This is a genomic window from Ruegeria sp. A5, assembly GCF_056543005.1.
Genome location: NZ_JBQGAV010000008.1, coordinates 79,734 through 102,808, shown reverse-complemented (window position 1 = coordinate 102,808; position 23,075 = coordinate 79,734). Strand labels below are relative to the sequence as shown.

Here is a 23,075-nt window from a genome sequence, read left to right as displayed (position 1 = left end):
TCCCTATTAGTGTGCCCGCTGGGGCAGGTCGTCTTTGATGTCATAGTAATCGCCCTTGTCCGCAACGAAGATGTGCTGGGCGAGTTTCAACCCGGTCGGCTCATCCAATGAGCCCACGGAAATTGCGATCGTGTCCTCGTCATTGTGCTGCCAGAAGAGGAACGAGCCACAAGCGCGGCAAAATCCGCGCTTGGCAATGTCAGAGGCGCGATACCAGCCCAGCGTTTCGCTGGTGGTAAAGCTGAGATTGTCCTGTTGCGTAACGGTCGAGGCCCACAGGTGACCCGACTGTTTGCGACACTGCCCGCAATGGCAGGCATTTGGTGGCGTGAGGTCTCCGTCAACAACAAAAGCGACCGCGCCGCACAGGCAGGAACCGGTATGCATATCCTTACCCCCTCGCTGTCGGCGTCGAACTGGCACCCAGCAAAACGCCATAAATGATGAAACAGGTCGCCATCACGCGGCGTACCCAGATATTAAACACCGCCCCCAACGCAGCCTTGCCCATCAGCGCCCCCAGCGAGGTGAACCCGGTATAGCTGAGCGTCGTGATGACCAGTGCCGTCGGCATGATCACCGCCATCTGCTGCCAGATGGGTACATTCGGCTGCACAAATTGCGAAAACGCCGCAAGGTATCCGGCGACGCTTTTGGGGTTGATCGTGGCAACAGCCAACGCGTGAAAGTAAACATGTCGCGCCGGACGCTCTGACGCCGGAGCGGGTTTCGCTGCGTTCATCCAACCGCGAATGCCCATCCAGATCAGAAACCCGGCCCCGATCAGCTTGGCGACAAAGAAACCTGTTGGCGACGCGGCAATCAACGCTGTGATTCCCACAGCCGAGAGGATCAGGAACACACACGCCTGAGTCAAAATAGCCAAGACACCCAACATAGCCTTGGAGAACGGCAGGCTCATCCCATTTGAGATGCAATTGACCGCATTAGGCCCCGGGGTGGTAACGAACACCACCCAGAACAGGGCGAATATGGTCCAGGCCTCGAAACTCATCAGTACACCGGTGGGGCGATAACCCAGATGGCCACAGCGGGCTCATCAAAGGGGTTGGACCAAGTGTAGGGCTCGTGCTTGATCCGGAAGCTATCGCCGGGGCCGACCTGGAAGCTGCGCGAGCCGATCGTCAGTTCCAGACGGCCTGAAACCATATAGCCGACTTCCTGCGTCGGCCGGTTTGCCGGGGTCTGCATCTGCGAATGCGGCTCAAAGGTCGAATGCACCATCTCGAAATCATCGGTCAGGTCAGGCGAAAGCAGTTCTTCGATCAACCCTTCTTCGCCAGAGCCCATCGGGCGACGGGACCCTGCCCGCACAATATACCCTTGCTCATCCGCCGGCGCAGCGGAATGGGCAAACAGCATCGACATCGGCACACCCAGACATTCGGCAATCTGGCGTAGATCCGAAATCGACGGCTCGGACATGTCACGTTCGACTTGGCTGAGCCAGCCAACGGACCGATCCAATCGGTTGGCGATCTCGGTCAGAGTCAGCCCGCGCGCCTTGCGCAGTGCGCGCAGATCGGCACCGAGGGATGCGCTATGAGGGGCTTGCGAATTCAAGTTGCGCTCCGAGTCTGCGTGAAATTTTCTGTTACTTTTTCACGGTGCCTCGAATCGGTGAAATTTCCAAGCATTTTTTCACTTGGGTCTGCAAATTTAGTTGGCTATGCACGGTCCATGTGGATTGCCGTAATCTATCTTTGGGCCATTAATACCCTGACTTTGATGGCGTTTGGCTGGGATAAGCTGCGCGCGCGCCGTAGAAGGCGACGCATCCCCGAGCGGCGCTTGTTATGGTTGGCGGCACTAGGTGGCAGCTTGGCCGCGCTACTGGGGCGCTGGATCTTCGGGCACAAGACCCGCAAGCGCGGTTTCTCGGCTTGGCTATACACGATCACAGCGTTTCAGGCCGGGCTTTGCTATCTGATTATGTCCCGAGATCTTGGCGCATTTTTGCGATAGCTCGGAACCCTCTAACGCGCAAATACATCCGTTAGAATAGCACCAAGTGCGGTCGCATCATCTTTGGTAAACGCGTCGGGCTGGTCGCTGTCGATATCAAAGACAGCGATCACGTTACCATTCGCATCCCGCACTGGTAGAACCAACTCGGACCGAGTGGATGACGCACAAGCGATATGGCCGGGGAAAGCATCTACATCCGAAACCAATTGCACTTGCCCTGTACGGGCAGCCGCACCACACACACCGCGTTCGAAAGGGATCACAAGGCAGCCATGCCCCCCCTGATAAGGCCCGATCTTTAGCACCTCGGGCTCAGTTACGCGGTAAAATCCCGTCCAGTCGAATCGGTCGTCCGAGTGATGCACTTCGCATGCCACCGTAGCCATCAGTGCAACCTCGTCGGTTTCACTGTCGGTCAAGGCGGCTATGGTTTTGGAGAGTGTGTCGTAGTCGGCTTTCATGTTGGTAGACCTTGCATCCGGGGAACTGCGGGCGCTGCCGCCAATTCCCCGAGTATTTGCAAAAAGGCAAAGCGTCAAATGCGTTCTATTGCAATGGCCGTCCCTTCTCCGCCGCCAATGCAGATTGCAGCGACACCGCGCTTGAGATTTCGCTTTTCTAGCGCATTGAGCAGCGTGACCATGATCCGGGCCCCCGAGGCACCTATCGGGTGGCCAAGCGCACATGCGCCGCCATTCACATTCACGATCTCACGGGACAAGCCCATTTCGTGCATGAAAGCCATGGGTACAACGGCGAAGGCTTCGTTAACCTCCCACAGATCGACATCCTCTTTTTTCCAACCGATATGGCCCAACAATTTCTGCGCCGCCGGAACCGGAGCAGTTGTGAACAACCCCGGTGCCTGCGCGTGACTGGCGTGGCCAAGAATCCGTGCGCGCACGGTCAGGCCCTGCTGTTCTGCCGCCTCTGCCGAGGCAAGCACAAGGGCGGCTGCGCCATCCGAGATCGAAGAAGAATTGGCTGCCGTTACCGTTCCATCCTTGCGAAAGGCTGGTTTCAGTGTGGGTATCTTCTCGGGCCGCGCCGATTTTGGTTGCTCATCCGCGTCCAGCACAACCTCGCCTTTACGAGTCTGAATCTTGATCTGTGTAATTTCCTGGTCGAACGCATTATTTTCCTGCGCGGACAGCGCGTTGGAGAGCGACCGCAGGGCGTATTCGTCCTGCGCCTCGCGCGTGAACTGATAGGATTCGGCACAGTCCTCGGCAAACGTGCCCATAAGCCGACCTTTGTCATAGGCGTCTTCGAGCCCGTCCAGAAACATGTGATCGACGACCTGCCCATGTCCGATCCGGGCGCCACCGCGCATCTTGGGCAGCAGATAGGGCGCGTTGGTCATGCTCTCCATCCCGCCAGCGACCATGGTCTGAGTATGGCCCAAAGCGATCTGATCAAACGCGATCATTGCGGCCTTCATGCCTGAACCGCACATTTTGTTGAGCGTTGTGGCAGGTACATCTTCTCCCAGACCGGCGGCAAACCCAGCCTGACGCGCCGGGGCCTGTCCCTGGCCGGCAGGCAAGACGCAGCCCATCAGCAACTCATCCACGGCCCGAATGCCTGCACCCTCCAGCGCTGCGCGGATAGCAGCACCGCCCAGATCAGCAGCGGCGACGCCGTCAAACATGCCCTGAAAGCCGCCCATTGGTGTACGCGCGGCACCTGCTATCACAACCTCGTTCATCCGAAATCTCCTTGAACTTTCCAGCCTATGGATACCGAATGGTAAGAATTACCGTCTAGCGTATTTCTACTATCATTTTGCATTGCCAAAGGCGGACGAACATGGGGCTCAGCAGCGAGATCACCGGCGAGACACAGATAATATCCGTTCATTGTGATCGAATTGATGCCGCAATGGCGATTCAATTCAAGGAAGATATGCGCGCGGAAACCCAAACCCATGCCAAACGGGTGGTGTTGGATTTGTCTTCTGTTGAATTCATCGATTCCAGCGGTCTGGGCGCCATTGTCGCCTCGATGAAACAATTGGAAAAAGGGCGCAGATTGGATCTGGCCGGCTTGCGCCCGATCGTTGAAAAAGTGTTCCGCCTGACCCGCATGGACACCGTGTTCAGACTGTTCAAATCGCTGGATGAGGCGATCGGCGCTGGTGCAGACTGACGATCGGCAGAGGTGGAACAGCGTGTGCTCGAATTGCAAACAAAACTGCCTGGAGGTGAGCTTTCCCGCGACACAAGTGCAGGCCAGCGCAGGGATCGCGGCGTTAAGCGCACGGCTGGCGGCGCAGGGATTGCCGGAAAGCAAAGCAGATGACGTAAGAATCGCGCTGACGGAAGCGATCAACAACGTGGTCGAACATGCCTATGCCGGGGTGGCCGCCGCTGACGTTCAAATCGATTGCTCATTATGTGCAATGAAGCTGGTGATTCAGATCACCGATACCGGCGACCCGATGCCTGAATTGCGGATACCGAGCGGCACTCCACCATCTGTCGACACTGCTTTGCAGGACCTGCCCGAGGGCGGCTTTGGCTGGCACCTGATTCATCAACTTGCCAGCGACATACAATATGAACGCAAAAGCGGCGGGAACCTGCTCTGCTTGCGGTTCGACTTTGACGAGATGCCCTAGCAGGCATCAAATGGCCACAATAAGGCCTAGATCGAACCATTGTCGCGCCGCAAACAAAGGTCATAAGTAAGGGGTAGCTCAGATAGCTTCCCTCGGCGCCTAGCGTCACAGCCCCCACCCAGTGAGCGGCGCCGAGGACCTCCTTCCTCTGATAGCATTGGACAATTCCCAGCTGCGGCTTAGTGTCTGCGTGTTTGCAGAAGGAAAGACCCATGCGCGATTTTCACAAGACAGGACGTTCTGAAGTTTTGGCAACCGAAGGGATGTGCGCAACGTCCCATCCGTTGGCCGCCAAAATCGCGCTAGATATTCTGCAGCAGGGCGGCAATGCCATGGACGCAGCCATTGCAGGCGCGGTGCTTCTGGGAATTTGCGAGCCGCAAATGACCGGCTTGGGCGGAGATTGCTTTGTTCTGTACAATCGCGCAGGCGAGCAGACTGTTCGCGCACTAAACGGTTCGGGTCGGGCCGCGGCAGCAGCGGATGCACAGGCATTGCGGGATCGCGGTTTAAATTCGGTTCCCGAGACCAGCCCGGATGCCGTGACAATTCCCGGAGCGGTTGAGGCATTCTGCCGTCTGGCAAAAACCGAAGGTCGGCTGGGCCTGGAAGCAATCCTGCAACCCGCAATCCATTATGCCGAGTCAGGTGTCCCGGTGGCTCCACGCGTTGCCTTTGATTGGATGAACAGCGCGTCCACCCTGCAAGGCGCGGCTCGTGATCATTATCTGATTGACGGCAAACCCTTGCAAACCGGGCAGGTTTTTCGCGCCCCCGGTCAGGCAGAAGTTCTTCGGCGCGTGGCCCAACACGGTCAAAAGGCATTTTATTCTGGTGAGATTGCCGATGACGTGCTTGCGGCCCTGTCCGATCTGGGTGGAGTACAGACTGCGCAGGATTTCGCGGCCGTGCAAAGCGATGAAACTGTGCCCGTCAGCGGAGATTATGGCGGTGTCGAACTGGTCGAGCACCCACCGAACGGCCAAGGCGCGACGGCAATCCTGTTGCTGAATATCTTGAAGCACTTCGATCTGGCCGCAATGGACCCTTGGGGGGCTGAACGTGTGCATATCGAAGCCGAGGCCAGCAAACTGGCCTACGACGCTCGCAATCGTTTCATCGCCGATCCCGACCACAGCACGCGGATGGCTCATTTTCTTGCACCTGAGACAGCCGCCCAACTTGCCGCGCTGATCAATCCGAAACGCGCCATGGCTGCCGCCGCTCCACTGACCGAGTCTGTTCACAAAGACACCGTCTATATCACCGTGGTTGACCGGGATCGCATGGCCGTTTCACTTATTTATTCGATCTACCACGGGTTCGGGTCGGGTATCGCTTCGGAAAAGTTCGGCATTTTGCTGCAGAATCGGGGTGCTGGTTTCAACCTCGAACCCGGTCATCCAAATGAGCTTGCCGGTGGAAAGCGACCAATGCACTCAATCATACCGGGAATGTTGCGCGCCCAAGGCCGCATCGCGATGCCCTTTGGTGTCATGGGAGGTGCCTATCAACCAACCGGACACGCCAGGCTAGTGTCAAATCTCACGGATTTCAACATAGAGCTGCAGGAAGCTATAGATGCGCCTCGGGCATTTGCAGTTGGGGGCGTTCTGAAAGTTGAGCGCGGCTATTCCGATGCCGTTTTGCAACAATTGTCCGATATGGGGCACACTGTCCAAATACCGGAAACACCTCTGGGTGGCGCGCAAGCCATTCGAATCTGTTCAAACGGAGTTCTGGAAGGTGCTAGCGATCCCCGTAAAGATGGTTGCGCATTAGGCTACTGACACACGCCAATATGACGGACACATTCAGTTCAACTGAAAGTGCAGCGGATAAGATCCATCCTGAAACGGGCCGAACATGTTGGGGATATCTGGATGGTCTACCGGCTCACCCGATTGATCCTCAACCAGATTTTGTTCTGAAACATAAGCGACATAGAAGGATTGATCATTCTCAGCCAGCAAATGATAGAACGGCTGATCCTTCAGCGGGCGACTGTCTTCAGGAATGGCCTGATACCATTCCTCCGAGTTCGAGAATTTCGGATCGACATCAAAAATAACCCCTCGAAAAGGGTGTCTACGGTGTCGAACCACCTGTCCCAGGCGGTACTTGGCTTGTGTCTTTAGCATTGTTTCGGCCCCCAAAGCATTTAGTACATCTTTTCGGGCAGAAAAGCCAACCAATGAGCTGAAATTCGGGGAAACAGTCTGTGAACCTACTCCTAACAGTGTTCGAAATCGTTGCCCCGGTGTTCCTTCTGGCCGGGATCGGATTTGCATGGGTCAAGCTCGGGTTCGAGTATCGGCTGCAATTTGTCACGCGGTTTGCGGTGACGCTTGCAGTGCCCAGCCTGATCTTCGTAGCTTTGATGCAAACCGACATTCCTGGCAGTGAATTGACCGTTTTCACGCTCGCTGCGATTGCATCACATGTTGCTTTGGCGGTGGTTTTCTGGGTCTTTGTACGTGCCTCAGGGCTTGAGCAGCGGACCTATCTGTCACCTCTTATCTTCGGTAACACTGGGAATCTGGGCCTGCCTTTGTGCATCTTTGCGTTTGGGCAGGCTGGGTTGGGTTTCGCGGTGATCTTTTTGGCCGTAACCGCTCTGTTTTCTTTTACCTACGGTATCTATCTGGTCGCGGGGCGCGGCGCCTTTGGCAAGGTTCTGCGCGAGCCGATGGTCTGGGCCACGCTGCTGGGGGCATTGTTTCTGTGGCGTGGATGGCAGACGCCACTGTTTCTAACCAACACGCTGGAACTGTTGGGCCAGATGGCGGTGCCTATGATGCTGATCACCCTTGGGGTCGCGATTGCACGCCTGACAACACAGAAGCTGCAACAGGCTATATGGTTGTCCTTGCTGAAACTCGCGGTGTGCTTCGGGTTGGGCTGGGTTCTTGCCATCAGTTTTGAACTGGGCCCTGTGGCTTTCGGAGTTTTAGTTTTGCAGATGTGTACCCCAGTCGCTGTCACCTCATACCTGCTGGCAGAGCGGTTTGAGGCGGATTCAGATGCGGTTGCAGGCATGGTCATGGTCTCGACCGTGCTATCGGTTGCCGCACTGCCTATAATTCTCGCTATTATTCTGTAACGATTGTGATTTCCTCAGAGCTCAATCTGCGCTAGAATAAAGAAAAAAAGGCACGAGGCACATGAGCAGATTTCTTTTCGTACTCTTCGGGGTGCTGCTTTTGGCATCCTGTGGTGGTGGGTCCAAACAGCCACCGAGCAGACTGAATGACGCGTGCAGCATTGCGCGCGAAAAACCCGATTATATCAAGGCCTTCAAAAGCACCGAACGCAAATGGGGTGTCCCCGTTCACGTTCAGATGGCCACGATTTACCAAGAAAGCCGTTATCGCGCAGATGCGCGCACACCGCACAAATACGTGCTGGGCGTCATCCCGATGGGTCGCCAAAGCAGTGCTTACGGCTATGGTCAGGCACTTGATGGCACGTGGGAGCAGTATCAACGCGAAACCGGCAAACGCCGCGCCAAGCGGGATCGCATCCGTGATGCGTCGGATTTCATTGGCTGGTACATGAACAAAAGCTATGAGCGGAACGGGATTCATCCCACCGACGCGCGTAACCAATACCTGGCCTATCACGAAGGGCAAACCGGCTACGCGCGCGGCAGCTACAACAGCAAATCTTGGCTGTTGAACGTTGCGAATGATGTAGACGCCCGAGCGCAACTGTATCAGGCGCAGCTGGCGAACTGCCGTTACTAAACAAACCCTGTCAGGTCAGCGATCGTCTGACCTGATACGGGTTTTGCTTGAAAACACGCTGGAATCGAGGTTTCCGCCTTCAGTCAACGGCCCCAGCAGTACGGTCGTTTGACTTCCAGCGTTGTCGTGGATCACCCATTTGCGCAGCTCAACCGGATTGGATGTAAACATTAACTCGATCCGCCCGCTTTCCGGGTTCTTGGGGTCCTGAGCCGTCACAACCGTGGCGGTCCCGTCAAAATCGTGCCCAACAACCATATTGGCTTGCCCCAGATTGACATTCCGCGCCAACACCAGTGACAGCGGTGTGCGTTTCAGCGGGTACTGTTCGGGCGGCTGATTGGATTTCGGGTCAAAGATCTGCACCGTCCCTGACCGCGCCAAAACTACCGCGCTGTTGGGCGGATCATATTCGAACCGCATTTTTCCGGGCCGCTCGAGCCACAGCTTACCGGTGCTAAGCGATCCGTCATCATTCACCTGCGTGAATGTGGTCTGAACCGTCTTCATCTGGTTCAGGTAGTTAGAGATTTGCGACAGTGGCAGCTTTTCAGCCGCCCACGCGGCGGGCGCAGCCAGTGTCAGAGCAAGGGCAAAAGCAATCTGTTTCATAGGACCCAGATAGGCGTTCTGCCCTTGTTATTAAATATCTTACTGCTCGGGGACGAGGATTTCGCGTTTTCCAACGTGATTTGCCCCGGAAACAACGCCTTCGTCCTCCATCTGCTCAACAAGCCGCGCAGCTTTGTTGTAGCCAATGGCAAGTTTTCGCTGAATGTAGGACGTCGAGCATTTGCGATCTTTGATCACAATCGCCACTGCCTGATCGTAAAGGGCGTCTTCTCCGTTCGTGTTGCCACCCGTGTTCAGGCCCAGAACAGCGTCGATATTGTCAGCCTTTTCCTCAGCCGGGCCATCGACCACGCCACTCATGTAGGCCGGCGGACCGAACTGTTTCAGGTGGTTGACGATTTCTTCGACCTCTTCATCCGAGACAAACGGACCGTGGCAACGGGTGATCTTCGCCCCGCCCGCCATATACAGCATGTCGCCCTGCCCAAGCAGTTGCTCGGCACCCATCTCGCCCAGGATCGTGCGGCTGTCGACTTTCGAGGTCACTTGGAACGAAATCCGCGTTGGGAAGTTCGCCTTGATCGTCCCGGTGATCACGTCAACAGAAGGGCGCTGAGTGGCCATGATCAAGTGAATGCCCGAAGCCCGCGCCATCTGTGCCAGACGTTGGATGCAGGCTTCGATTTCCTTGCCCGCGACCATCATCAGGTCGGCCATTTCGTCGACGATCACAACGATATAAGGCATTGCTTCGGGCGCGAATTCTTCGGTCTCGAACATTGGCTCGCCGGTTTCATCGTCAAAGCCGGTCTGGACCGTGCGGCTGAACATCTCGCCCTTGGACAGCGCATCCTTCACGCGGCCATTGTAGCCCGCGATATTGCGCACGCCCATTTTGGACATTTTGCGATAGCGATCCTCCATCTCGCCCACGACCCATTTCAGGGCCACAACCGCCTTTTTCGGGTCGGTCACAACGGGCGAAAGCAGGTGCGGGATACCATCATAGACCGACAGTTCCAGCATCTTGGGGTCGATCATGATCAGGCGGCACTCATCCGGCGTTAGCTTATAAAGCAGCGACAGGATCATCGTATTGATTGCCACCGACTTACCGGAACCGGTCGTACCAGCGATCAAGAGGTGAGGCATTTTTGCCAAGTTCGCCACCACGGACTCACCGCCGATATCCTTGCCTAACGCCAAGGGCAGCGCATGGTTACCATCGCCGAAATCGCGACTGGCGAGGATTTCGCGCAGCACCACCATCTCACGGTTTTCATTGGGCAGTTCAATGCCAATAACCGAGCGCCCCGGTAGAGTTGAAACCCGCGCGGACAAAGCCGACATTGAGCGCGCGATATCGTCGGCCAAACCGATCACACGGCTGGCTTTTAAACCCGGTGCAGGCTCCAATTCGTACATGGTCACAACCGGACCGGGGCGGACGCTGACGATCTCACCCTTGACGCCGTAGTCATCCAGCACGTTTTCCAGCATCCGCGCATTTTCCTCGAGCGCCTCATCGCTTAGGTGATGGCGTTGGATGCTTGCAGGGTTGGACAGAAGGCCCAGCGGTGGCAGTTCGAAATCAGAATGCCGTTCCTCGAAAGAAAGTGTCGGCTGTGCTTCGGCTTGCGCCCTGCGCGAAGGTGGAGGAGTGCGTCGGACCGGTTGAGCTACGACAGGTTTACGCGGCTCAGCGACAGGAATCTTGACAGCCTGTCTCGCTTGGAGCGCGGGTTCGGAGGCATCATCAAACACGGCCTCATCATCATAGTCCGGTTCGGAAACATAGTCCTGCTGCATCCAATTATCAGCCTCGGAGTCAGCCGCCAGCGTCTCAACATCAGATCCTGCTGTCAGCGGTGGTTCGGGTGGCAAACCTGCAGAGGTCATCGGGGGTTCGGGCGGCAACTCGTCTGCCGCGCCAGAGTTCAAAATCAACGGGTCCGGTCCCCTGCCCCGCCCTTTGGTCAATGGCAAGTTGGGATCGGGTTCGGGCGTTAGCACACCAGCGGCCACTTTACGATTGCGCACAGCGGCGGATATCTTGGACCTGATGCGATCCTCACCCGGCATGTCGTAATACCCTTCGACCGCAACGTTTTCGACCAACTCAGGCTCGGGCATTGGGTCAGGACGACGGATCAGGGAAGGCATTCGAGCCAGAAGGCCTGTCTTGGCGACAGGTTCCTGCGCTTCAATCTCAGGGTCTTCAAAGACCGGATCAGCGTAGGCCAGGTCGTCGTCAAAATCCGCTTGAACCGGAATTGCACGTTCGGCCTTGCGCTCGGCCCATTGGGCCTTCCGGTCCCGTGCTGCCCGCGCTGTCGCCGATGCCCCGCGTCCCAGCGCGTTCATCAACAGATCATAGGCCATGACCAGTCCCAACAGAAACGCCCGGAAGCCATTGCGAACGTCCGCTTTGCCGAAACCCAACACAAATACACCCAGAGCCAGCATACCGACCGCCATCGCCAGCGACATCAGCTTGACCAGGAAATGCGATGAGATCGGCAACAAAGTCAAAATCGCGCCCATCACTGTATCGCCGAATAGACCACCCAAGCCATAGCTGTGCGTCGTCCGCCATTCGGCACCCGGCACCAGAGTCGCTGCATAGACAGCCAGAACGGCGATCCAGATCGGCGCAAAAATCAGGCGGGCAATGGCACGGTCTTCACCTAAATGACCTGCAAATCGAACGCCCCAAGTGATCAGCACCAAGGCGACACCCAAGCTGCCCCAACCCACGATCATAAACAACGGCGCGGCAATCGAGGCCCCAATGCGCCCCATCCAGTTTTGCACGGGCGCATCAGTCGAAACCATCCAGTTTGGATCATCGGGCGTATAGGACCAGATCATCGCTGCAGCGGCCAACCCCAACAGGATCAAAGCGATCCCGATCAGTTCTTTGCTACGCCGTTCAATGGCGGCTTGCGTGTTGCTGTCCAGCAGCGGGTCACGGTTTCGCGCGTTATATGATGCCATTTTGCCCTCGTACCTCACGAATAGATGCAGTCGCGGAGTGTAATCAGCCCGCGCTTCATCTCTGTTTTTGGGGCCACCATCGCGACCCGGATAAATTGCTCGCCCGGGTTTTGCCCCGGATCACCTTGAGAAAGATATGCGCCCGGCAGAACCCGAACACCGGTTTCCTGCCAAAGCTTCAATGCGGTTTCTTCACCGTTTTCGACCGGCAGCCACAGGAAGAACCCGGCCTCGGGCGGCATGTAGCCTTGTACGCCTGCGAAAACCTCATCCGCGACGGCGTATTTCTCCTGATACAGCGCGCGGTTTTCCTGCACATGCGCTTCATCCGCCCAAACCTTGGCGGCGGCGGCCTGCAGCGGGGCGGGCAAAGGGGCACCCGCATAGCTGCGCAACAGTTTGACACGGCTGATTGTTTCAGGTCCACCTGCGATCAGCCCCGACCGCAGCCCGGCCAAGTTCGACCGCTTGGACAGAGAGTTGAACAGCGTGACACGTTCGGGGTCAGCACCCAGTTCCTGCGCAACGGTCAGCGCGCCAACCGGCGCGGCGTCGCGGTAGATTTCGGAATAGCATTCATCGGCAAAGATGCGGAAATCGTACTTTTCAGCCAATTGAATCAGCTCAACCCAGTAATCGCGCGAGGCGACCGCCCCCTGAGGGTTCGCGGGCGAGCAGATATAGGCTACAGCAGTACGGTTCAGAACCTCTTCGGGCAGGCCTGCATAGTCTGGCAAATGGCCAGTGGCAGCGGTTGCCGGCACGAAATATGGCTGCGCACCGACCGAAATCGAGGCAACCATGTAGACCTGATAGAAGGGGTTCGGGCACAGAATGATCGGTTGCTGCCCATTTTTCTGTTCGGGGCAGAGCGCCATTGCAGCGTTATAAAGACCCTCGCGCGTACCGTTCAGTGCCATCACATTGGCATCTGCATCCATCGACACACCATAGCGGCGGTTGATCCAACCCGTGATCGCTGCTCGCAATTCAGGTGAGCCTTCGTTCGGGGGATAGCCCTGAAACCCGGCGGCGTTTTCCATGATCACGTCGGTCACCCAAGATGGGAAATCATGCTTGGGCTCGCCAATGGTCATGTGAACGACTTCACCACCCGGCTGATGATGATCCAACAGGGCGCGTAGACGCGGAAATGCGTATTCCGGTAGGTTCGAAAACCGCTCGGGGAAATTCATGATACTGCCTCAATTTCGGGGTCATTTTGCGCCCCGTTTTATGGCAGATTACAGATCGACCCGGGCTTCGTCCAGACAAAGAGGTGCCGAATCAGGGGATTGTGGCATTCAGGTCAAAGCGCTTTCGGCTGCTGACCCGAGCCGTAACAAGGCCTCTTCCGACCCCGGATAGCCCAACATCATCAGCCCGCAACCGGGTGTTCCCGTGGGCAAAGTCAGTGCCGCAAGCCCCATCAGATTGCCGATCCGGGTGTTGCGGAGAGCCAAGAGATTTTCGGTAACATAGTAGTCATGATCATTCATCAACCGGTCGAGATTGGGCGGTAGGATCGGGGCCGTCGGCGCAAGCACGGCGTCAAAGCCCGCAGTGGCCGCATCCCAAGCCTGTCGACAAGCGGTTAGTTTCGACCAAGCGGCCACGTAATCGGGGCCGGAATAGGCCTTGCCCATTCGGAACCGTTCAAGGATTTCGGGATACATCGCTTCGGGGTTCGCTTCTATCACATCTCGCCACAAGCCGTAGGCTTCGGTTGTATAAAGCACGCCCGACAGGCTCATCGCTTCGTTCAGCTCAGGCACGTCAAGCGGAACGATCTCGGCCCCGGCCTCTTTCAGGCGCGCCAGCGCCTCATCATAGGCCTTAGCGGGTGCTTCGCGCAGATCGTCCTTGGCGACGTTCTGTAAATCAGCAAAGCGGCGACCGATCAATGACGCCCCGCGCAGGTCAGCCGGGGCGGTGCCCTCAAGCGCGGCAAGCATATGTGCGGCGTCCTCAATTGATCGCGCCAGAGGCCCAACGGTATCGAATTTAAGACACAGCGGCACGACGCCCTCAAGGCTAACGCGCCCCGCCGTGGTTTTCAGCCCCACCAGATCGTTCCAGGCCGAGGGAATCCGCACCGATCCACCCGTGTCCGAGCCAACGCCGCCTGCAGCAAGCCCCCAAGCCACCGAAGCTCCTGCACCTGAAGATGAGCCGCCCGGCACTGCGTCTTCGTCATTCACGCATGGAGGCGTAGCCGTCACAGGGTTTAGACCCAAACCCGAGAACGCCAATTCGCTCATATGCGTTTTACCCAGACAGACCGTACCCATCGCGGTCGCGTTCCGCACCACCTGCGCATCGGATTCGGGCACGCGGCCTTCCAACAGGGCCGAACCGGCCTCGGTCCCTACGCCTGCCGTGTCAAACAGGTCTTTCCAGCTGATCGGGACGCCATCCAACAAAGACCGCCGCAGGCCAAGCTTGGCCCGCTCTTGCGCCGCAAGGGCCTCGGCGCGGGCGCGATCGTGGGTCACCCGGGCATAGATCCGATCGCGATGTGGATGGGCGTCAATCGCGCTGAGATAAGTTTCTGTCAGTTCAACCGGATCGATCTGCCCCATTCCGATACCACGGCCCAAATCACATGCCGTCATGGTCAGCCAGTCTTGCATCCGGTCCCCTCCCGAGTAATTCCGTGATCGGACGGTAGCGACAGGACCGCACATGGACAATCCCGAAAGGGCGCGCATATTGCAGCACATGGAACACAGATCCGATATCCTGATCGTTGGTGGTGGCCTGAACGGCCCTGCCCTTGCGCTGGCGCTGGCGCAGACCGGGCATTCAGTCGTGGTTGTTGACGCTCTGGCAGAGAAAGTGCGCAAGAATGCGGCCTTCGACGGGCGCGCTTATGCGCTGGCATTGGCGTCGCAACGTCTGCTCGACGCAATAGGCGTTTGGGAAAAGGTGGAAGAGCACGCCCAGCCGATGCTGGAGATCAAGGTAACGGATGGCCATGCCGGTGCCGGACCTTCCCCGTTCTTCATGCATTTTGATCATGCCGAGATCGAAGAAGGCCCGATGGGCTATATGGTTGAAGATCGCCACCTGCGGCGGGCTTTTCTGGAGGCCATGACCGAACAAGACGGGATTACCGAAATCAGCGGAAAAACGGTCGTGTCTCAGGACATCTCAGCGCTCGGGGCAACGCTGACGCTGGATGACGGGGCCGCCCTATCTGGCAGCCTACTGGTGGGTTGCGATGGCCGCCGCAGCGGGACCGCTATGCGCGCCGGAATCAAGCGAACCGGCTGGGACTATGGCCAGACCGCTCTGGTCTGCGCCATTGAACACGAGCTACCGCATCACGGTATCGCCCATCAGTTCTTCATGCCCCCCGGCCCGTTGGCGATTCTGCCGCTGACCGGGAACCGCAGTTCCATCGTCTGGAGCGAACGCAATGATACGTCCGCGCAGATCAATGCGCTGCCCGAGGCAGATTACCTACAAGTTCTGCGCCCGCGCTTTGGCGATTTCCTGGGGGATATCCGCCTGCAGGGTGACCGGTTCACATACCCGTTGAACCTGACCATCGCCAATTCCTTCATCTCGGACCGGTTGGCTTTGGTCGGAGACGCCGCCCATGGCATGCACCCCATCGCCGGGCAAGGCCTGAACGCAGGTCTGCGTGATGTCGGTGCATTGGCCGAGGTTCTGACCCTTGCGGGACGACGTGGCGAGGATATCGGATCAACGCTTGTGCTGGAGCGCTATCAGGAGTGGCGCCGGTTCGACACCGCCTCGCTTGCGATGGCGACTGATGTGTTCAACAAGCTGTTTTCGAACGACAATCCCCTGCTCCGCATAGGTCGGGATATTGGAATGGGTATCGTCGGATCGCTGCCCGGGCTGCGCCGAGGTTTCGTGCGCGAGGCTGCAGGTCTGACCGGAGACCTGCCGAAACTGCTGCAGGGACACCCGATCTAGTCCAGCTCTCGGGCCTCATCCACTAGCATCACTGGAATACCGTTGCGGATTGGAAAGGCCAGAGCGGCGGCTTTTGACACCAGCTCTTGCCGTTCGGCATCATAGTGCAGCGTCGTGTGGGTCTGCGGACAAATCAACGCCTCAAGCATATGGCGGTCAAAGGCGTGTTCGGTATCGCTCATTGCAGTTTTTCCTCATTCGATCCGCCGCGCATGGCGAATTCAATCAACGTCACCAATGTCTCGCGCCGGGTGCGTAAGCAAGGGGCCTCAAGCAAAGCCTGCTTTTCCTCCGGGTCAAATTCCAGCATCATGGACAGGGAATTGACCAAAAGCTCATCATCGGCATCTTTCATTGTGTCCCAATCGGTGGACAACTGACGGGACGAAAAAAACCGTTCCAACAGCCGCAGGAACCTGTTCCGATCAAAACCATCATCCACCTCGGCCTTGCCGAGATCTCGGTCAAACCCGTCCCAGGACACCGAAACCCGGCGATACGGGGTGAAACTGTCCAACTCTGATTTGACCCTGAACCGAGAGATTCCCGTCAGCGTAATCAGATACCTGCCATCTTCGGTCTCGGAAAACTGGGTGACCCGTCCAGCGCAGCCGATCTGGTGCAGCTTGGTTTCGTCGCCCTGACAGGTATTCGGTTGCACCATCCCGATCAGGCGTTCTTGCGTTTTCAGCGCGTCGTCCAGCATCTGTAGGTAGCGCGGCTCAAAAATATGCAGCGGCAGGCGAGACCGTGGCAGCAGCAGCGCTCCGGGCAAAGGGAAAACGGATACCGTTTCCGGCAAATCGGCAGGATGCATCATGTACCCGAGTTTAGTTCTGATCGGGGATTAGGCAAATATCATCGAGCTGAGCTTGCGCCGCCCGTTCAGAACAATCGGGTCATTGGGCTTGAGCGCATCGAAAATTGTGAAGAGCTGCGCCTTTGCCGCCCCATCATTCCACTCGCGATCGCGGCGGAACAATTCCAACAGTTGAGCCACTGCCTCTTCGACATCGCCATTGGCATGCAGGGCCTGCGCCAGATCGAAACGGGCTTGATGGTTGTCTGGCTCGGCCTCAACTGTTGCAGTCAACTCACCTACCGGACCAGCATCTGCAGCCTGCTTGGCCAATTCCAGTTGCGCATGGGCCGCTTCAACCTCGGGTGAAGTGGAAATCTCGGCAGGAGCGCCATTGAGGATCGCCTCAGCCTGATCCAGATCCCCCGATGCGATATGCGCGCGCACCAACCCGCCATAAGCGGCAGCGTGATTGGGGTCTTCACCCAGTATGGCGGCAAAAGTCTGTGCCGCGTCTACAGCGGCCCCCTCGGTCAACATTTCTTCGGCAGCTTGCACAGCATCATCTAGTTGACCACCCGGGCTTTCACCGCCCGCGGCTTCGATCACACGATCTATGAAGGCCTTGATCTCGGACCCTGGCAAAGCGCCCTGAAACCCGTCGATCGGTTGGCCTTTGTGAAATACATAGACCATCGGAATCGACTGGATGCGCAGTTGTCCTGCAATCATCTGCGCTTCGTCCACGTTGATCTTGACCATCTTGACCGCACCCTTGGCAGCGGTCACGGCCTCTTCCAACGCCGGGCCCAGCGTTTTGCAGGGGCCGCACCAAGGCGCCCAGAAGTCAACGATGATCGGCGTCTCTTGTGAGGCTTCGACCACATCGGCCATGAAGGTGGCCTCGGTCCCGTCTTTAATCAGATCAGTGGCTTGGGGGCTGCCTGCGCCGTTCAGAAGGTCCATGGCTTATACTCTCTGGTTCGAACTTGCGCCCTATATGCAGTCCAATGCGGCAGAAACCAAGGGGAGAGTTCGGCGAATTTGCTTCGGTCAGACGTCAAACGTGGCAAATACCGGGGCATGATCACTGGGTTTTTCCCATCCGCGCGCGTCGCGCAGAATGCGGCTGGAATGACCCGCGTTCGAGATATCGGGCGTAGCCCAGACATGATCCAGCCTGCGTCCCTTGTCGGCGGCATCCCAATCTCGTGCCCGATAAGACCACCAGCTGTATAGCTGGCCCTCGGGAATATCCTGCCGGGTGATATCGACCCAGCCACCTGCATCCTGAGTCTCGGCCAGCGTTTCAACCTCGATCGGCGTATGTGAAACCACCTTCAGCAACTGCTTGTGCGACCAGACATCATCTTCGCGGGGCGCAATATTCAGATCGCCTACCAGAATGGACTTTTTCGGCTTTTCCGCACGGAACCAATCGCGCATGTCAGCGAGGTAATCCAGCTTTTGGCCAAACTTCTCGTTCACTTCGCGATCCGGCACGTCGCCCCCAGCGGGGACATAGAAATTATGAATGGTCACGCCATTCTCCAACCGCCCCGCAATGTGTCGCGCATGACCCAGACCCGCGAAATCCTTATCCCCTACTTCCTTAAGCGGAAGGCGCGACAGTATGGCGACGCCGTTATACCCCTTCTGGCCCCGCGCAATCATATGCGTATAGCCCAGCTCGGCGAACCCTTCGGTCGGGATTTTGTCGACCGGCGATTTGCATTCCTGTAGACACAGCACATCCGGTGCCTCTTCCTGCAGCAATTTCAGAACGATAGGCTCGCGCAGGCGGACCGAATTGATGTTCCATGTGGCAAGGGTGAAGGGCATATCCGGGGGTTCCTTTGTCGAAGTTGCCGCAGGTTAGCGCGGCGCCAAGCGAGGTGCCATCGAAAAACAAAGCAATGTTGCCTGACCCGGCGGTTACGGAAACTTGCAAAGTTTCCGGTCCGATTTCATTGAATGAAATCGGATGCCCGGTGCCGATATCGCCCTGCACGATACAGTTGCACCCTACGAAAAAAGCCGGGCCATCAGGCCCGGCAGTCCAACAGGGAGGTGCATGTCATAACCCGGACATGCGCGGGTTGGGAGTAATCTAAAGATGCCTACAGAGTATCACTTTGATCCAAGTCAATCCACCATTAGTCAAGCAACAAGGCGATATCCGCCCGATTCTGTGACCAAAAGGCGTGCATTCGACGGGTCGGGTTCAATCTTCTGACGCAGACGATAGATATGGGTTTCAAGGGTGTGTGTTGTAACGCCCGCGTTGTAACCCCAGACTTCGTGCAACAAAACATCACGTGCAACGACGCCGTCAGTTGATCGATAGAGGAACTTGAGAATGTTGGTCTCTTTCTCGGTCAGGCGGATCTTGCGATCATCTTCGGTCATCAGCATCTTCATGGCCGGTTTGAAGGTGTAGGGCCCCAGAACAAAGACCGCATCCTCGGATTGTTCATGCTGGCGCAGTTGGGCCCGAATCCGGGCCAGAAGAACCGGAAATTTAAAAGGCTTGCTGACATAATCATTAGCGCCAGCATCAAGGCCCAGGATCGTGTCAGCATCGCTGTCGTGCCCAGTCAGCATCAGCACCGGGCTTTTGACGCCCTGCTTGCGCATCAGGCGACACAGCTCACGGCCATCGGTATCCGGCAGGCCGACATCCAGAATCACCAGATCGTATATTGCTTCGCGCGCGCGTTCCATTGCCGACGCGCCATCGGACGCCTCGAACACGTCAAAGTCTTCGGTCATGACAAGTTGCTCGCTGAGCGCTTCGCGCAGGTCTTCGTCGTCATCCACCAGCAGGATTTTCTTGAGCTGAGCCATGTACGGTCCTCCTAAGCCTTTTCCATCACTTGCGTATGAAGAATGCAATCAGCAAGATTTACTGCAGTCGTCTCACGCCCTCGTGTCTGACGCCGAGGAAATGTTTCACATTTTCCAGTGATCGGGGTAGGACAGGGTCTGATCGTTTCAAGGTAAACTGCATGAGTCTCACTCCCGACATCACCGAATTGCTGGCACGGGCGCGGGCTGACCTGCGTATGGGTGTTCCCGTTGTTCTGACCGACGAACTGGGATTTGGAGTACTCGCATTCGCCACCGAGACCCTGAGCCCGCAAAGGTTGGCCGATTTGCGCGGCTTGGGCGGGGACCCCGTTGTCGCCATAACGGTTCGGCGCGCTGAAACACTTAAAGCGCGCGCATATGACGGCGATCTTGCTCGCGTCATGATCCCGGCGGATGCTGGGCTGAGCTGGGTGCAGGCGGTGGCCGACCCGTCCGATGATCTAAACGCCCCGATGAAGGGCCCGCTGATGACCGAACGGCAAGGCAGCGCAAATCTGCACCGGATCGCTATTGCGTTGGCCAAGTCGGCGCACTTGCTTCCGGCCGCCGTCGTCGCCCCTATTCAAGACGGGCGCGAATTTGCGGCAGATCATGGTCTGACCTGCATTGACCATGCCCGGGCCGCGCCACATCTGACAGATCGCAGTGCTCTGCACCCTGTCGTCGCCGCACGCCTGCCGATGGAAGTGTCGGAGGCCGGGCGCCTGCATGTATTCCGCCCCGAAGATGGTGGAGAGGAACACTATGCGGTTGAAATCGGTCGCCCCGACCGCGACAAGCCCGTCCTCGCGCGGCTGCATTCGGCCTGTTTCACTGGCGATCTCATGGGCAGCCTGAAATGTGACTGTGGCCCGCAACTGCGCGGGGCCTTGGCCCAGATGGGGGACGAGGGTGCGGGTGTCCTGCTCTATCTGAATCAGGAAGGGCGTGGGATCGGGCTCGCCAACAAAATGCGCGCCTATTTTCTTCAGGATCAGGGATTTGACACAGTCGAGGCCAATCACCGGCTTGGATTCGAAGACGATGAACGGGATTTCAGGCTCGGCTCGGATATCCTGAAATCGCTGGGCTTCAATTCGGTCCGTCTGCTGACCAACAACCCTGCAAAAATCGCGATGATGGAACGCACAGGTATCGCCGTCACCGAACGGGTTCCGTTGAAAGTAGGTGAAACAGATTTCAACCGCGCGTATCTGGCGACCAAAGCGGCAAAGTCAGGCCACCTGCTGTGACACCAAGCGATCTGGTTCTTACACCACGTGGCATTCGGTTTCTCGGGCACCTGTTCCCCTGCGCTATAGGCAAAGGGGGCTTGAGCCCAACCAAGCAGGAAGGTGACGGAACAACACCAACAGGTGTGCATCACATTGTGGGTATGCTCTATCGCGCAGACCGAATGCCACGGCCGGCGCATTGGGCACGACCGATCGGACCGCGCGATTTATGGTCAGACGACGTAGAGGACGATGCGTATAACCATTTGGTGCGGGCGCCTCATGATTTCAGTCACGAAAAACTGCGTCGCCCAGATCCGCTTTATGACCTGATCTTGATAACCGATTGGAACTATCCCAATTCAGAACCCAGCCGGGGATCGGCCATCTTCCTGCATCAATGGCGACGCCCACGGTTTCCGACCGAAGGCTGCATCGCATTCAGGCGCGACCACCTACGTTGGATTGCCCAAAAAATCACGCCGGGCACACGGCTGATCATCCCTGAGGCTTAACCCGCGCCCCGAATATGGCAGACCCAATACGGACGTGTGTGGCACCCAAGGCGATTGCCGATTCAAAATCACTGCTCATTCCCATCGACAAACCCTCCAGCCCATTCCGCTCTGCGATTTTTGCTAATAGCGCGAAGTGCAGCGCGGGCTCCTCTTCAACCGGTGGAATGCACATCAAACCTCGGACGGGCAGGTCCATGCCGCGGCATTCTGCAATGAACGCATCAGCATCTTGTGGAAGAGTACCGGCTTTCTGATCCTCTTCGCCTGTGTTGATCTGTATAAAAAGATCAGGGCACTTACCCATCTCTTGCGCCAATCGCGCCAATATTTTGGCGAGCTTTGGTCGATCAACTGAATGGATGGCATTGCAAAGCTCAATCGCCTGCCGTGCCTTGTTTGTTTGCAATGGACCGATCAGATGCAGATCGATGTCCGGAAAACTCTCGCGAAATGCAGGCCATTTGCCAGCGGCTTCCTGCACACGGTTTTCTCCGAAACACCGGTGGCCCTGCTTCAATACGGCTTCGACCCGGTCGTTAGGTTGCACCTTGGAAACCGCGATTAATTGCACCGAGCCTTCGGCGCGTCCTGCCGCAGATTCAGCTTTGGCTATTCGATCGGTGATTTCTTGCAGCGACATGGGTTCCTCATTCTGCGTTTGCAGCAGCAAAACACCATGTTGCGGCAAAAGAAAAGGGCAGGTCCGAAGACCTGCCCTTGAACCTTGTGGTTCAGATCAACTTAGAAGTTGAACTGAGCACCAAAGTCGGCACGCAGCTGGCTGTCGCCGTCGCCACGCTTCTGGTTGCCGATACCACCGCGCAGCGATGCACCGCCACCCAGGTCGTAGATGGCACCGATGCCGTACTGCTGCAGATCGTCGTCTGCCGAACCGTCACCGTAAGCGAAGGTCAGAGTGGTTGCCGCGCCCAGGTTGTAGGCTGCCGACAGACCGTATGCGGTGCCGTTGCGGTCATCGTTTGCAACGTCATCGTCTGCGACGAACAGAGTACCGGAGAAGTCACCGAATTCTGCACCCAGGGTCAGAACGGTCAGGCTCTGCTTGTCGGCGTCGCCCAGACCGCTGGTCTGACCGTAGGCCAGAGCGGCAGTTACGTTACCGAAGGTGTAGGTCGCGCTGATGTCCCAGCGGTCTGCATCATCAGTGTCCGCACCCGCAACAGCTTCGTCAGCAAATGTGCGCTGGTCATACGACGCGCCAAAGGCGAAGTCGCCAACTGCGTACTGGAAGAACACAGCGTTTGCGCCCGAACCGGTCGACGAGTACGCCAGGAAGTCATAGTCGACGCCCGAGTACTGACCAATGAAGCTTTCCAGGCCAGGCTCGTTACCGTAGTAGTTTGCCAAGTTGTCGAACGAACCGGCTACGTTACCGGCGTCAACACGCAGACCACCGAAGATGACCGAGAAGCGTGCGCCGTTCAGGCCAGCGGAGTTTGCTTCGCCGTTGCCGGCATCTTCGTCTGCCTGCAGACGAACACGGCCTTCAAAGCGAACGCCACCGTCAGTTTCAACGATTCCGTCGATGTTCAGACGGAAGCGCGAGACCAGGATGGTTTCGTCGGTTTCTACGCCGGTCGCTTCACCACCACCAATTGCGTCAACGGTACCTGTACGGTCTTCCAGGTATCCCAGACCAAAGCGGCCGTAACCGCTGAACTTTACTTCGGCCGCTGCAACACTTGCGGTTGCAATCAGTGCGGTCGTTGCGAAGAGAACTTTTTTCATCTTGTTTCCCTCGGTTTCAAAGATTTTCTACTCGACACATGCAAAGCACGC

The 23,075-nt window shown here is 57.3% G+C and carries 26 protein-coding genes; 9 read left to right on the top strand and 17 right to left on the bottom strand.

Annotated features, from left to right (window positions below; genetic code table 11):
- Window positions 1-6 precede the first annotated feature (6 nt).
- From ACR0AY_RS16990 to ACR0AY_RS16980, 3 genes are read right to left on the bottom strand one after another with little or no spacing between them, the layout of a single operon-like run.
- Window positions 7-387 (bottom strand): GFA family protein, encoded by a 381-nt coding sequence (locus ACR0AY_RS16990; protein WP_170406643.1) that lies wholly within the window; start codon window positions 385-387, stop codon window positions 7-9.
- Between the two features lie 4 nt (window positions 388-391).
- A complete protein-coding gene (locus ACR0AY_RS16985; RefSeq protein ID WP_480454449.1) occupies window positions 392-1,015 on the bottom strand; it encodes a LysE family translocator in 624 nt (207 codons plus the stop codon).
- A complete protein-coding gene (locus ACR0AY_RS16980; protein ID WP_170514802.1) occupies window positions 1,015-1,584 on the bottom strand; it encodes an XRE family transcriptional regulator in 570 nt (189 codons plus the stop codon). The genes ACR0AY_RS16985 and ACR0AY_RS16980 overlap by 1 nt, the downstream gene beginning before the upstream one ends.
- 117 nt (window positions 1,585-1,701) lie before the next feature.
- Between ACR0AY_RS16980 and ACR0AY_RS16975 the strand changes: the two genes are divergently transcribed.
- A complete protein-coding gene (locus ACR0AY_RS16975) occupies window positions 1,702-1,986 on the top strand; it encodes a DUF1294 domain-containing protein (protein WP_170398800.1) in 285 nt (94 codons plus the stop codon).
- A gap of 11 nt (window positions 1,987-1,997) precedes the next feature.
- Here ACR0AY_RS16975 and ACR0AY_RS16970 read toward each other — a convergent pair whose 3' ends face one another.
- Window positions 1,998-2,450, bottom strand: a complete 453-nt coding sequence (locus ACR0AY_RS16970; protein ID WP_170514805.1) for a GAF domain-containing protein — start codon at window positions 2,448-2,450, stop codon at window positions 1,998-2,000.
- A 74-nt stretch (window positions 2,451-2,524) separates the two neighbouring features.
- On the bottom strand, window positions 2,525-3,697 hold the full coding sequence (locus tag ACR0AY_RS16965) for an acetyl-CoA C-acyltransferase (protein ID WP_170514808.1): 1,173 nt from the start codon (window positions 3,695-3,697) through the stop codon (window positions 2,525-2,527).
- Between the two features lie 101 nt (window positions 3,698-3,798).
- Between ACR0AY_RS16965 and ACR0AY_RS16960 the strand changes: the two genes are divergently transcribed.
- The 3 genes from ACR0AY_RS16960 (at window position 3,799) to ggt (ending at window position 6,399) form a co-directional block, all read left to right on the top strand.
- Entirely contained in the window at window positions 3,799-4,137 is a 339-nt protein-coding gene (locus ACR0AY_RS16960; protein ID WP_170398809.1) for an STAS domain-containing protein, read from the top strand.
- Window positions 4,138-4,192: 55 nt separating this feature from the next.
- Entirely contained in the window at window positions 4,193-4,609 is a 417-nt protein-coding gene (locus ACR0AY_RS16955; protein ID WP_480454447.1) for an ATP-binding protein, read from the top strand.
- Window positions 4,610-4,821: 212 nt separating this feature from the next.
- The gene (gene ggt, locus ACR0AY_RS16950) at window positions 4,822-6,399 is read left to right on the top strand and encodes a gamma-glutamyltransferase (protein WP_170514814.1); all 1,578 of its coding nucleotides are present in this window, start codon (window positions 4,822-4,824) and stop codon (window positions 6,397-6,399) included.
- Window positions 6,400-6,423: 24 nt separating this feature from the next.
- Here the strand turns inward: ggt and hspQ are convergent, their stop codons facing one another.
- On the bottom strand, window positions 6,424-6,750 hold the full coding sequence (gene hspQ / locus ACR0AY_RS16945; RefSeq protein WP_170514816.1) for a heat shock protein HspQ: 327 nt from the start codon (window positions 6,748-6,750) through the stop codon (window positions 6,424-6,426).
- Between the two features lie 80 nt (window positions 6,751-6,830).
- On the opposite strand from hspQ, the gene ACR0AY_RS16940 reads away from it, so the two are divergent.
- A complete protein-coding gene (locus ACR0AY_RS16940; protein WP_170514819.1) occupies window positions 6,831-7,712 on the top strand; it encodes an AEC family transporter in 882 nt (293 codons plus the stop codon).
- A 61-nt stretch (window positions 7,713-7,773) separates the two neighbouring features.
- Window positions 7,774-8,355, top strand: coding sequence for a transglycosylase SLT domain-containing protein (locus ACR0AY_RS16935; RefSeq protein ID WP_170514822.1), 582 nt, complete (start codon window positions 7,774-7,776; stop codon window positions 8,353-8,355).
- 15 nt (window positions 8,356-8,370) lie between these two features.
- On the opposite strand, the gene ACR0AY_RS16930 is transcribed toward ACR0AY_RS16935, so the two are convergent.
- From ACR0AY_RS16930 to ACR0AY_RS16915, 4 genes are all read right to left on the bottom strand, one after another.
- Entirely contained in the window at window positions 8,371-8,967 is a 597-nt protein-coding gene (locus ACR0AY_RS16930) for a LolA family protein (protein WP_170398828.1), read from the bottom strand.
- Window positions 8,968-9,006: 39 nt separating this feature from the next.
- On the bottom strand, window positions 9,007-11,925 hold the full coding sequence (locus ACR0AY_RS16925; protein ID WP_170514825.1) for a DNA translocase FtsK: 2,919 nt from the start codon (window positions 11,923-11,925) through the stop codon (window positions 9,007-9,009).
- A gap of 14 nt (window positions 11,926-11,939) precedes the next feature.
- Complete coding sequence (locus ACR0AY_RS16920) at window positions 11,940-13,121, bottom strand: aminotransferase class I/II-fold pyridoxal phosphate-dependent enzyme (RefSeq protein WP_170508890.1); 1,182 nt, start codon at window positions 13,119-13,121, stop codon at window positions 11,940-11,942.
- Window positions 13,122-13,229: 108 nt separating this feature from the next.
- Complete coding sequence (locus ACR0AY_RS16915; protein WP_170514828.1) at window positions 13,230-14,558, bottom strand: amidase family protein; 1,329 nt, start codon at window positions 14,556-14,558, stop codon at window positions 13,230-13,232.
- Between the two features lie 88 nt (window positions 14,559-14,646).
- Here ACR0AY_RS16915 and ACR0AY_RS16910 point away from each other — a divergent pair, with 88 nt between their 5' ends.
- Window positions 14,647-15,873 carry an FAD-dependent monooxygenase gene (locus tag ACR0AY_RS16910; protein ID WP_170514949.1) on the top strand — a complete coding sequence of 409 codons (1,227 nt, stop codon included), beginning with the start codon at window positions 14,647-14,649 and terminating at the stop codon, window positions 15,871-15,873.
- On the opposite strand, the gene ACR0AY_RS16905 is transcribed toward ACR0AY_RS16910, so the two are convergent.
- The 5 genes from ACR0AY_RS16905 to ACR0AY_RS16885 all read right to left on the bottom strand — a co-directional run bounded on the left by ACR0AY_RS16905 (window position 15,870) and on the right by ACR0AY_RS16885 (window position 19,519).
- Window positions 15,870-16,055 carry a Trm112 family protein gene (locus ACR0AY_RS16905; RefSeq protein ID WP_170398842.1) on the bottom strand — a complete coding sequence of 62 codons (186 nt, stop codon included), beginning with the start codon at window positions 16,053-16,055 and terminating at the stop codon, window positions 15,870-15,872. The two genes, ACR0AY_RS16910 and ACR0AY_RS16905, sit on opposite strands and share 4 nt — an antisense overlap.
- Window positions 16,052-16,693, bottom strand: a complete 642-nt coding sequence (locus tag ACR0AY_RS16900) for an LON peptidase substrate-binding domain-containing protein (protein WP_170398861.1) — start codon at window positions 16,691-16,693, stop codon at window positions 16,052-16,054. Before ACR0AY_RS16900 ends, ACR0AY_RS16905 begins: the two co-directional genes overlap by 4 nt.
- Window positions 16,694-16,720: 27 nt before the next feature.
- Window positions 16,721-17,638 carry a thioredoxin family protein gene (locus ACR0AY_RS16895; RefSeq protein ID WP_170514831.1) on the bottom strand — a complete coding sequence of 306 codons (918 nt, stop codon included), beginning with the start codon at window positions 17,636-17,638 and terminating at the stop codon, window positions 16,721-16,723.
- An 87-nt stretch (window positions 17,639-17,725) separates the two neighbouring features.
- Window positions 17,726-18,514 (bottom strand): exodeoxyribonuclease III, encoded by a 789-nt coding sequence (locus ACR0AY_RS16890; protein WP_170562325.1) that lies wholly within the window; start codon window positions 18,512-18,514, stop codon window positions 17,726-17,728.
- Between the two features lie 318 nt (window positions 18,515-18,832).
- The gene (locus ACR0AY_RS16885; RefSeq protein ID WP_170398869.1) at window positions 18,833-19,519 is read right to left on the bottom strand and encodes a response regulator transcription factor; all 687 of its coding nucleotides are present in this window, start codon (window positions 19,517-19,519) and stop codon (window positions 18,833-18,835) included.
- A 161-nt stretch (window positions 19,520-19,680) separates the two neighbouring features.
- Here ACR0AY_RS16885 and ribA point away from each other — a divergent pair, with 161 nt between their 5' ends.
- The gene (gene ribA / locus ACR0AY_RS16880; protein ID WP_170425856.1) at window positions 19,681-20,775 is read left to right on the top strand and encodes a GTP cyclohydrolase II; all 1,095 of its coding nucleotides are present in this window, start codon (window positions 19,681-19,683) and stop codon (window positions 20,773-20,775) included.
- A complete protein-coding gene (locus tag ACR0AY_RS16875; protein ID WP_170406691.1) occupies window positions 20,772-21,272 on the top strand; it encodes a L,D-transpeptidase family protein in 501 nt (166 codons plus the stop codon). The genes ribA and ACR0AY_RS16875 overlap by 4 nt, the downstream gene beginning before the upstream one ends.
- Here the strand turns inward: ACR0AY_RS16875 and ACR0AY_RS16870 are convergent.
- A complete protein-coding gene (locus ACR0AY_RS16870) occupies window positions 21,256-21,915 on the bottom strand; it encodes a YggS family pyridoxal phosphate-dependent enzyme (RefSeq protein ID WP_170406696.1) in 660 nt (219 codons plus the stop codon). The two genes, ACR0AY_RS16875 and ACR0AY_RS16870, sit on opposite strands and share 17 nt — an antisense overlap.
- A gap of 101 nt (window positions 21,916-22,016) precedes the next feature.
- Complete coding sequence (locus ACR0AY_RS16865) at window positions 22,017-23,024, bottom strand: porin (RefSeq protein WP_170398881.1); 1,008 nt, start codon at window positions 23,022-23,024, stop codon at window positions 22,017-22,019.
- Between the last annotated feature and the right edge of the window lie 51 nt (window positions 23,025-23,075).

Coding starts and splice junctions, on each gene's coding strand:
- ACR0AY_RS16990 (WP_170406643.1), bottom strand. CDS start 387: ATGCATACCGGTTCCTGCCTGTGCGGCGCGGTCGCTTTTGTTGTTGAC.
- ACR0AY_RS16985 (WP_480454449.1), bottom strand. CDS start 1,015: ATGAGTTTCGAGGCCTGGACCATATTCGCCCTGTTCTGGGTGGTGTTC.
- ACR0AY_RS16975 (WP_170398800.1), top strand. CDS start 1,702: ATGTGGATTGCCGTAATCTATCTTTGGGCCATTAATACCCTGACTTTG.
- ACR0AY_RS16970 (WP_170514805.1), bottom strand. CDS start 2,450: ATGAAAGCCGACTACGACACACTCTCCAAAACCATAGCCGCCTTGACC.
- ACR0AY_RS16965 (WP_170514808.1), bottom strand. CDS start 3,697: ATGAACGAGGTTGTGATAGCAGGTGCCGCGCGTACACCAATGGGCGGC.
- ACR0AY_RS16960 (WP_170398809.1), top strand. CDS start 3,799: ATGGGGCTCAGCAGCGAGATCACCGGCGAGACACAGATAATATCCGTT.
- ggt (WP_170514814.1), top strand. CDS start 4,822: ATGCGCGATTTTCACAAGACAGGACGTTCTGAAGTTTTGGCAACCGAA.
- hspQ (WP_170514816.1), bottom strand. CDS start 6,750: ATGCTAAAGACACAAGCCAAGTACCGCCTGGGACAGGTGGTTCGACAC.
- ACR0AY_RS16935 (WP_170514822.1), top strand. CDS start 7,774: ATGAGCAGATTTCTTTTCGTACTCTTCGGGGTGCTGCTTTTGGCATCC.
- ACR0AY_RS16930 (WP_170398828.1), bottom strand. CDS start 8,967: ATGAAACAGATTGCTTTTGCCCTTGCTCTGACACTGGCTGCGCCCGCC.
- ACR0AY_RS16925 (WP_170514825.1), bottom strand. CDS start 11,925: ATGGCATCATATAACGCGCGAAACCGTGACCCGCTGCTGGACAGCAAC.
- ACR0AY_RS16920 (WP_170508890.1), bottom strand. CDS start 13,121: ATGAATTTCCCCGAGCGGTTTTCGAACCTACCGGAATACGCATTTCCG.
- ACR0AY_RS16915 (WP_170514828.1), bottom strand. CDS start 14,558: ATGCAAGACTGGCTGACCATGACGGCATGTGATTTGGGCCGTGGTATC.
- ACR0AY_RS16910 (WP_170514949.1), top strand. CDS start 14,647: ATGGAACACAGATCCGATATCCTGATCGTTGGTGGTGGCCTGAACGGC.
- ACR0AY_RS16905 (WP_170398842.1), bottom strand. CDS start 16,055: ATGAGCGATACCGAACACGCCTTTGACCGCCATATGCTTGAGGCGTTG.
- ACR0AY_RS16900 (WP_170398861.1), bottom strand. CDS start 16,693: ATGATGCATCCTGCCGATTTGCCGGAAACGGTATCCGTTTTCCCTTTG.
- ACR0AY_RS16895 (WP_170514831.1), bottom strand. CDS start 17,638: ATGGACCTTCTGAACGGCGCAGGCAGCCCCCAAGCCACTGATCTGATT.
- ACR0AY_RS16890 (WP_170562325.1), bottom strand. CDS start 18,514: ATGCCCTTCACCCTTGCCACATGGAACATCAATTCGGTCCGCCTGCGC.
- ACR0AY_RS16885 (WP_170398869.1), bottom strand. CDS start 19,519: ATGGCTCAGCTCAAGAAAATCCTGCTGGTGGATGACGACGAAGACCTG.
- ribA (WP_170425856.1), top strand. CDS start 19,681: ATGAGTCTCACTCCCGACATCACCGAATTGCTGGCACGGGCGCGGGCT.
- ACR0AY_RS16870 (WP_170406696.1), bottom strand. CDS start 21,915: ATGTCGCTGCAAGAAATCACCGATCGAATAGCCAAAGCTGAATCTGCG.
- ACR0AY_RS16865 (WP_170398881.1), bottom strand. CDS start 23,024: ATGAAAAAAGTTCTCTTCGCAACGACCGCACTGATTGCAACCGCAAGT.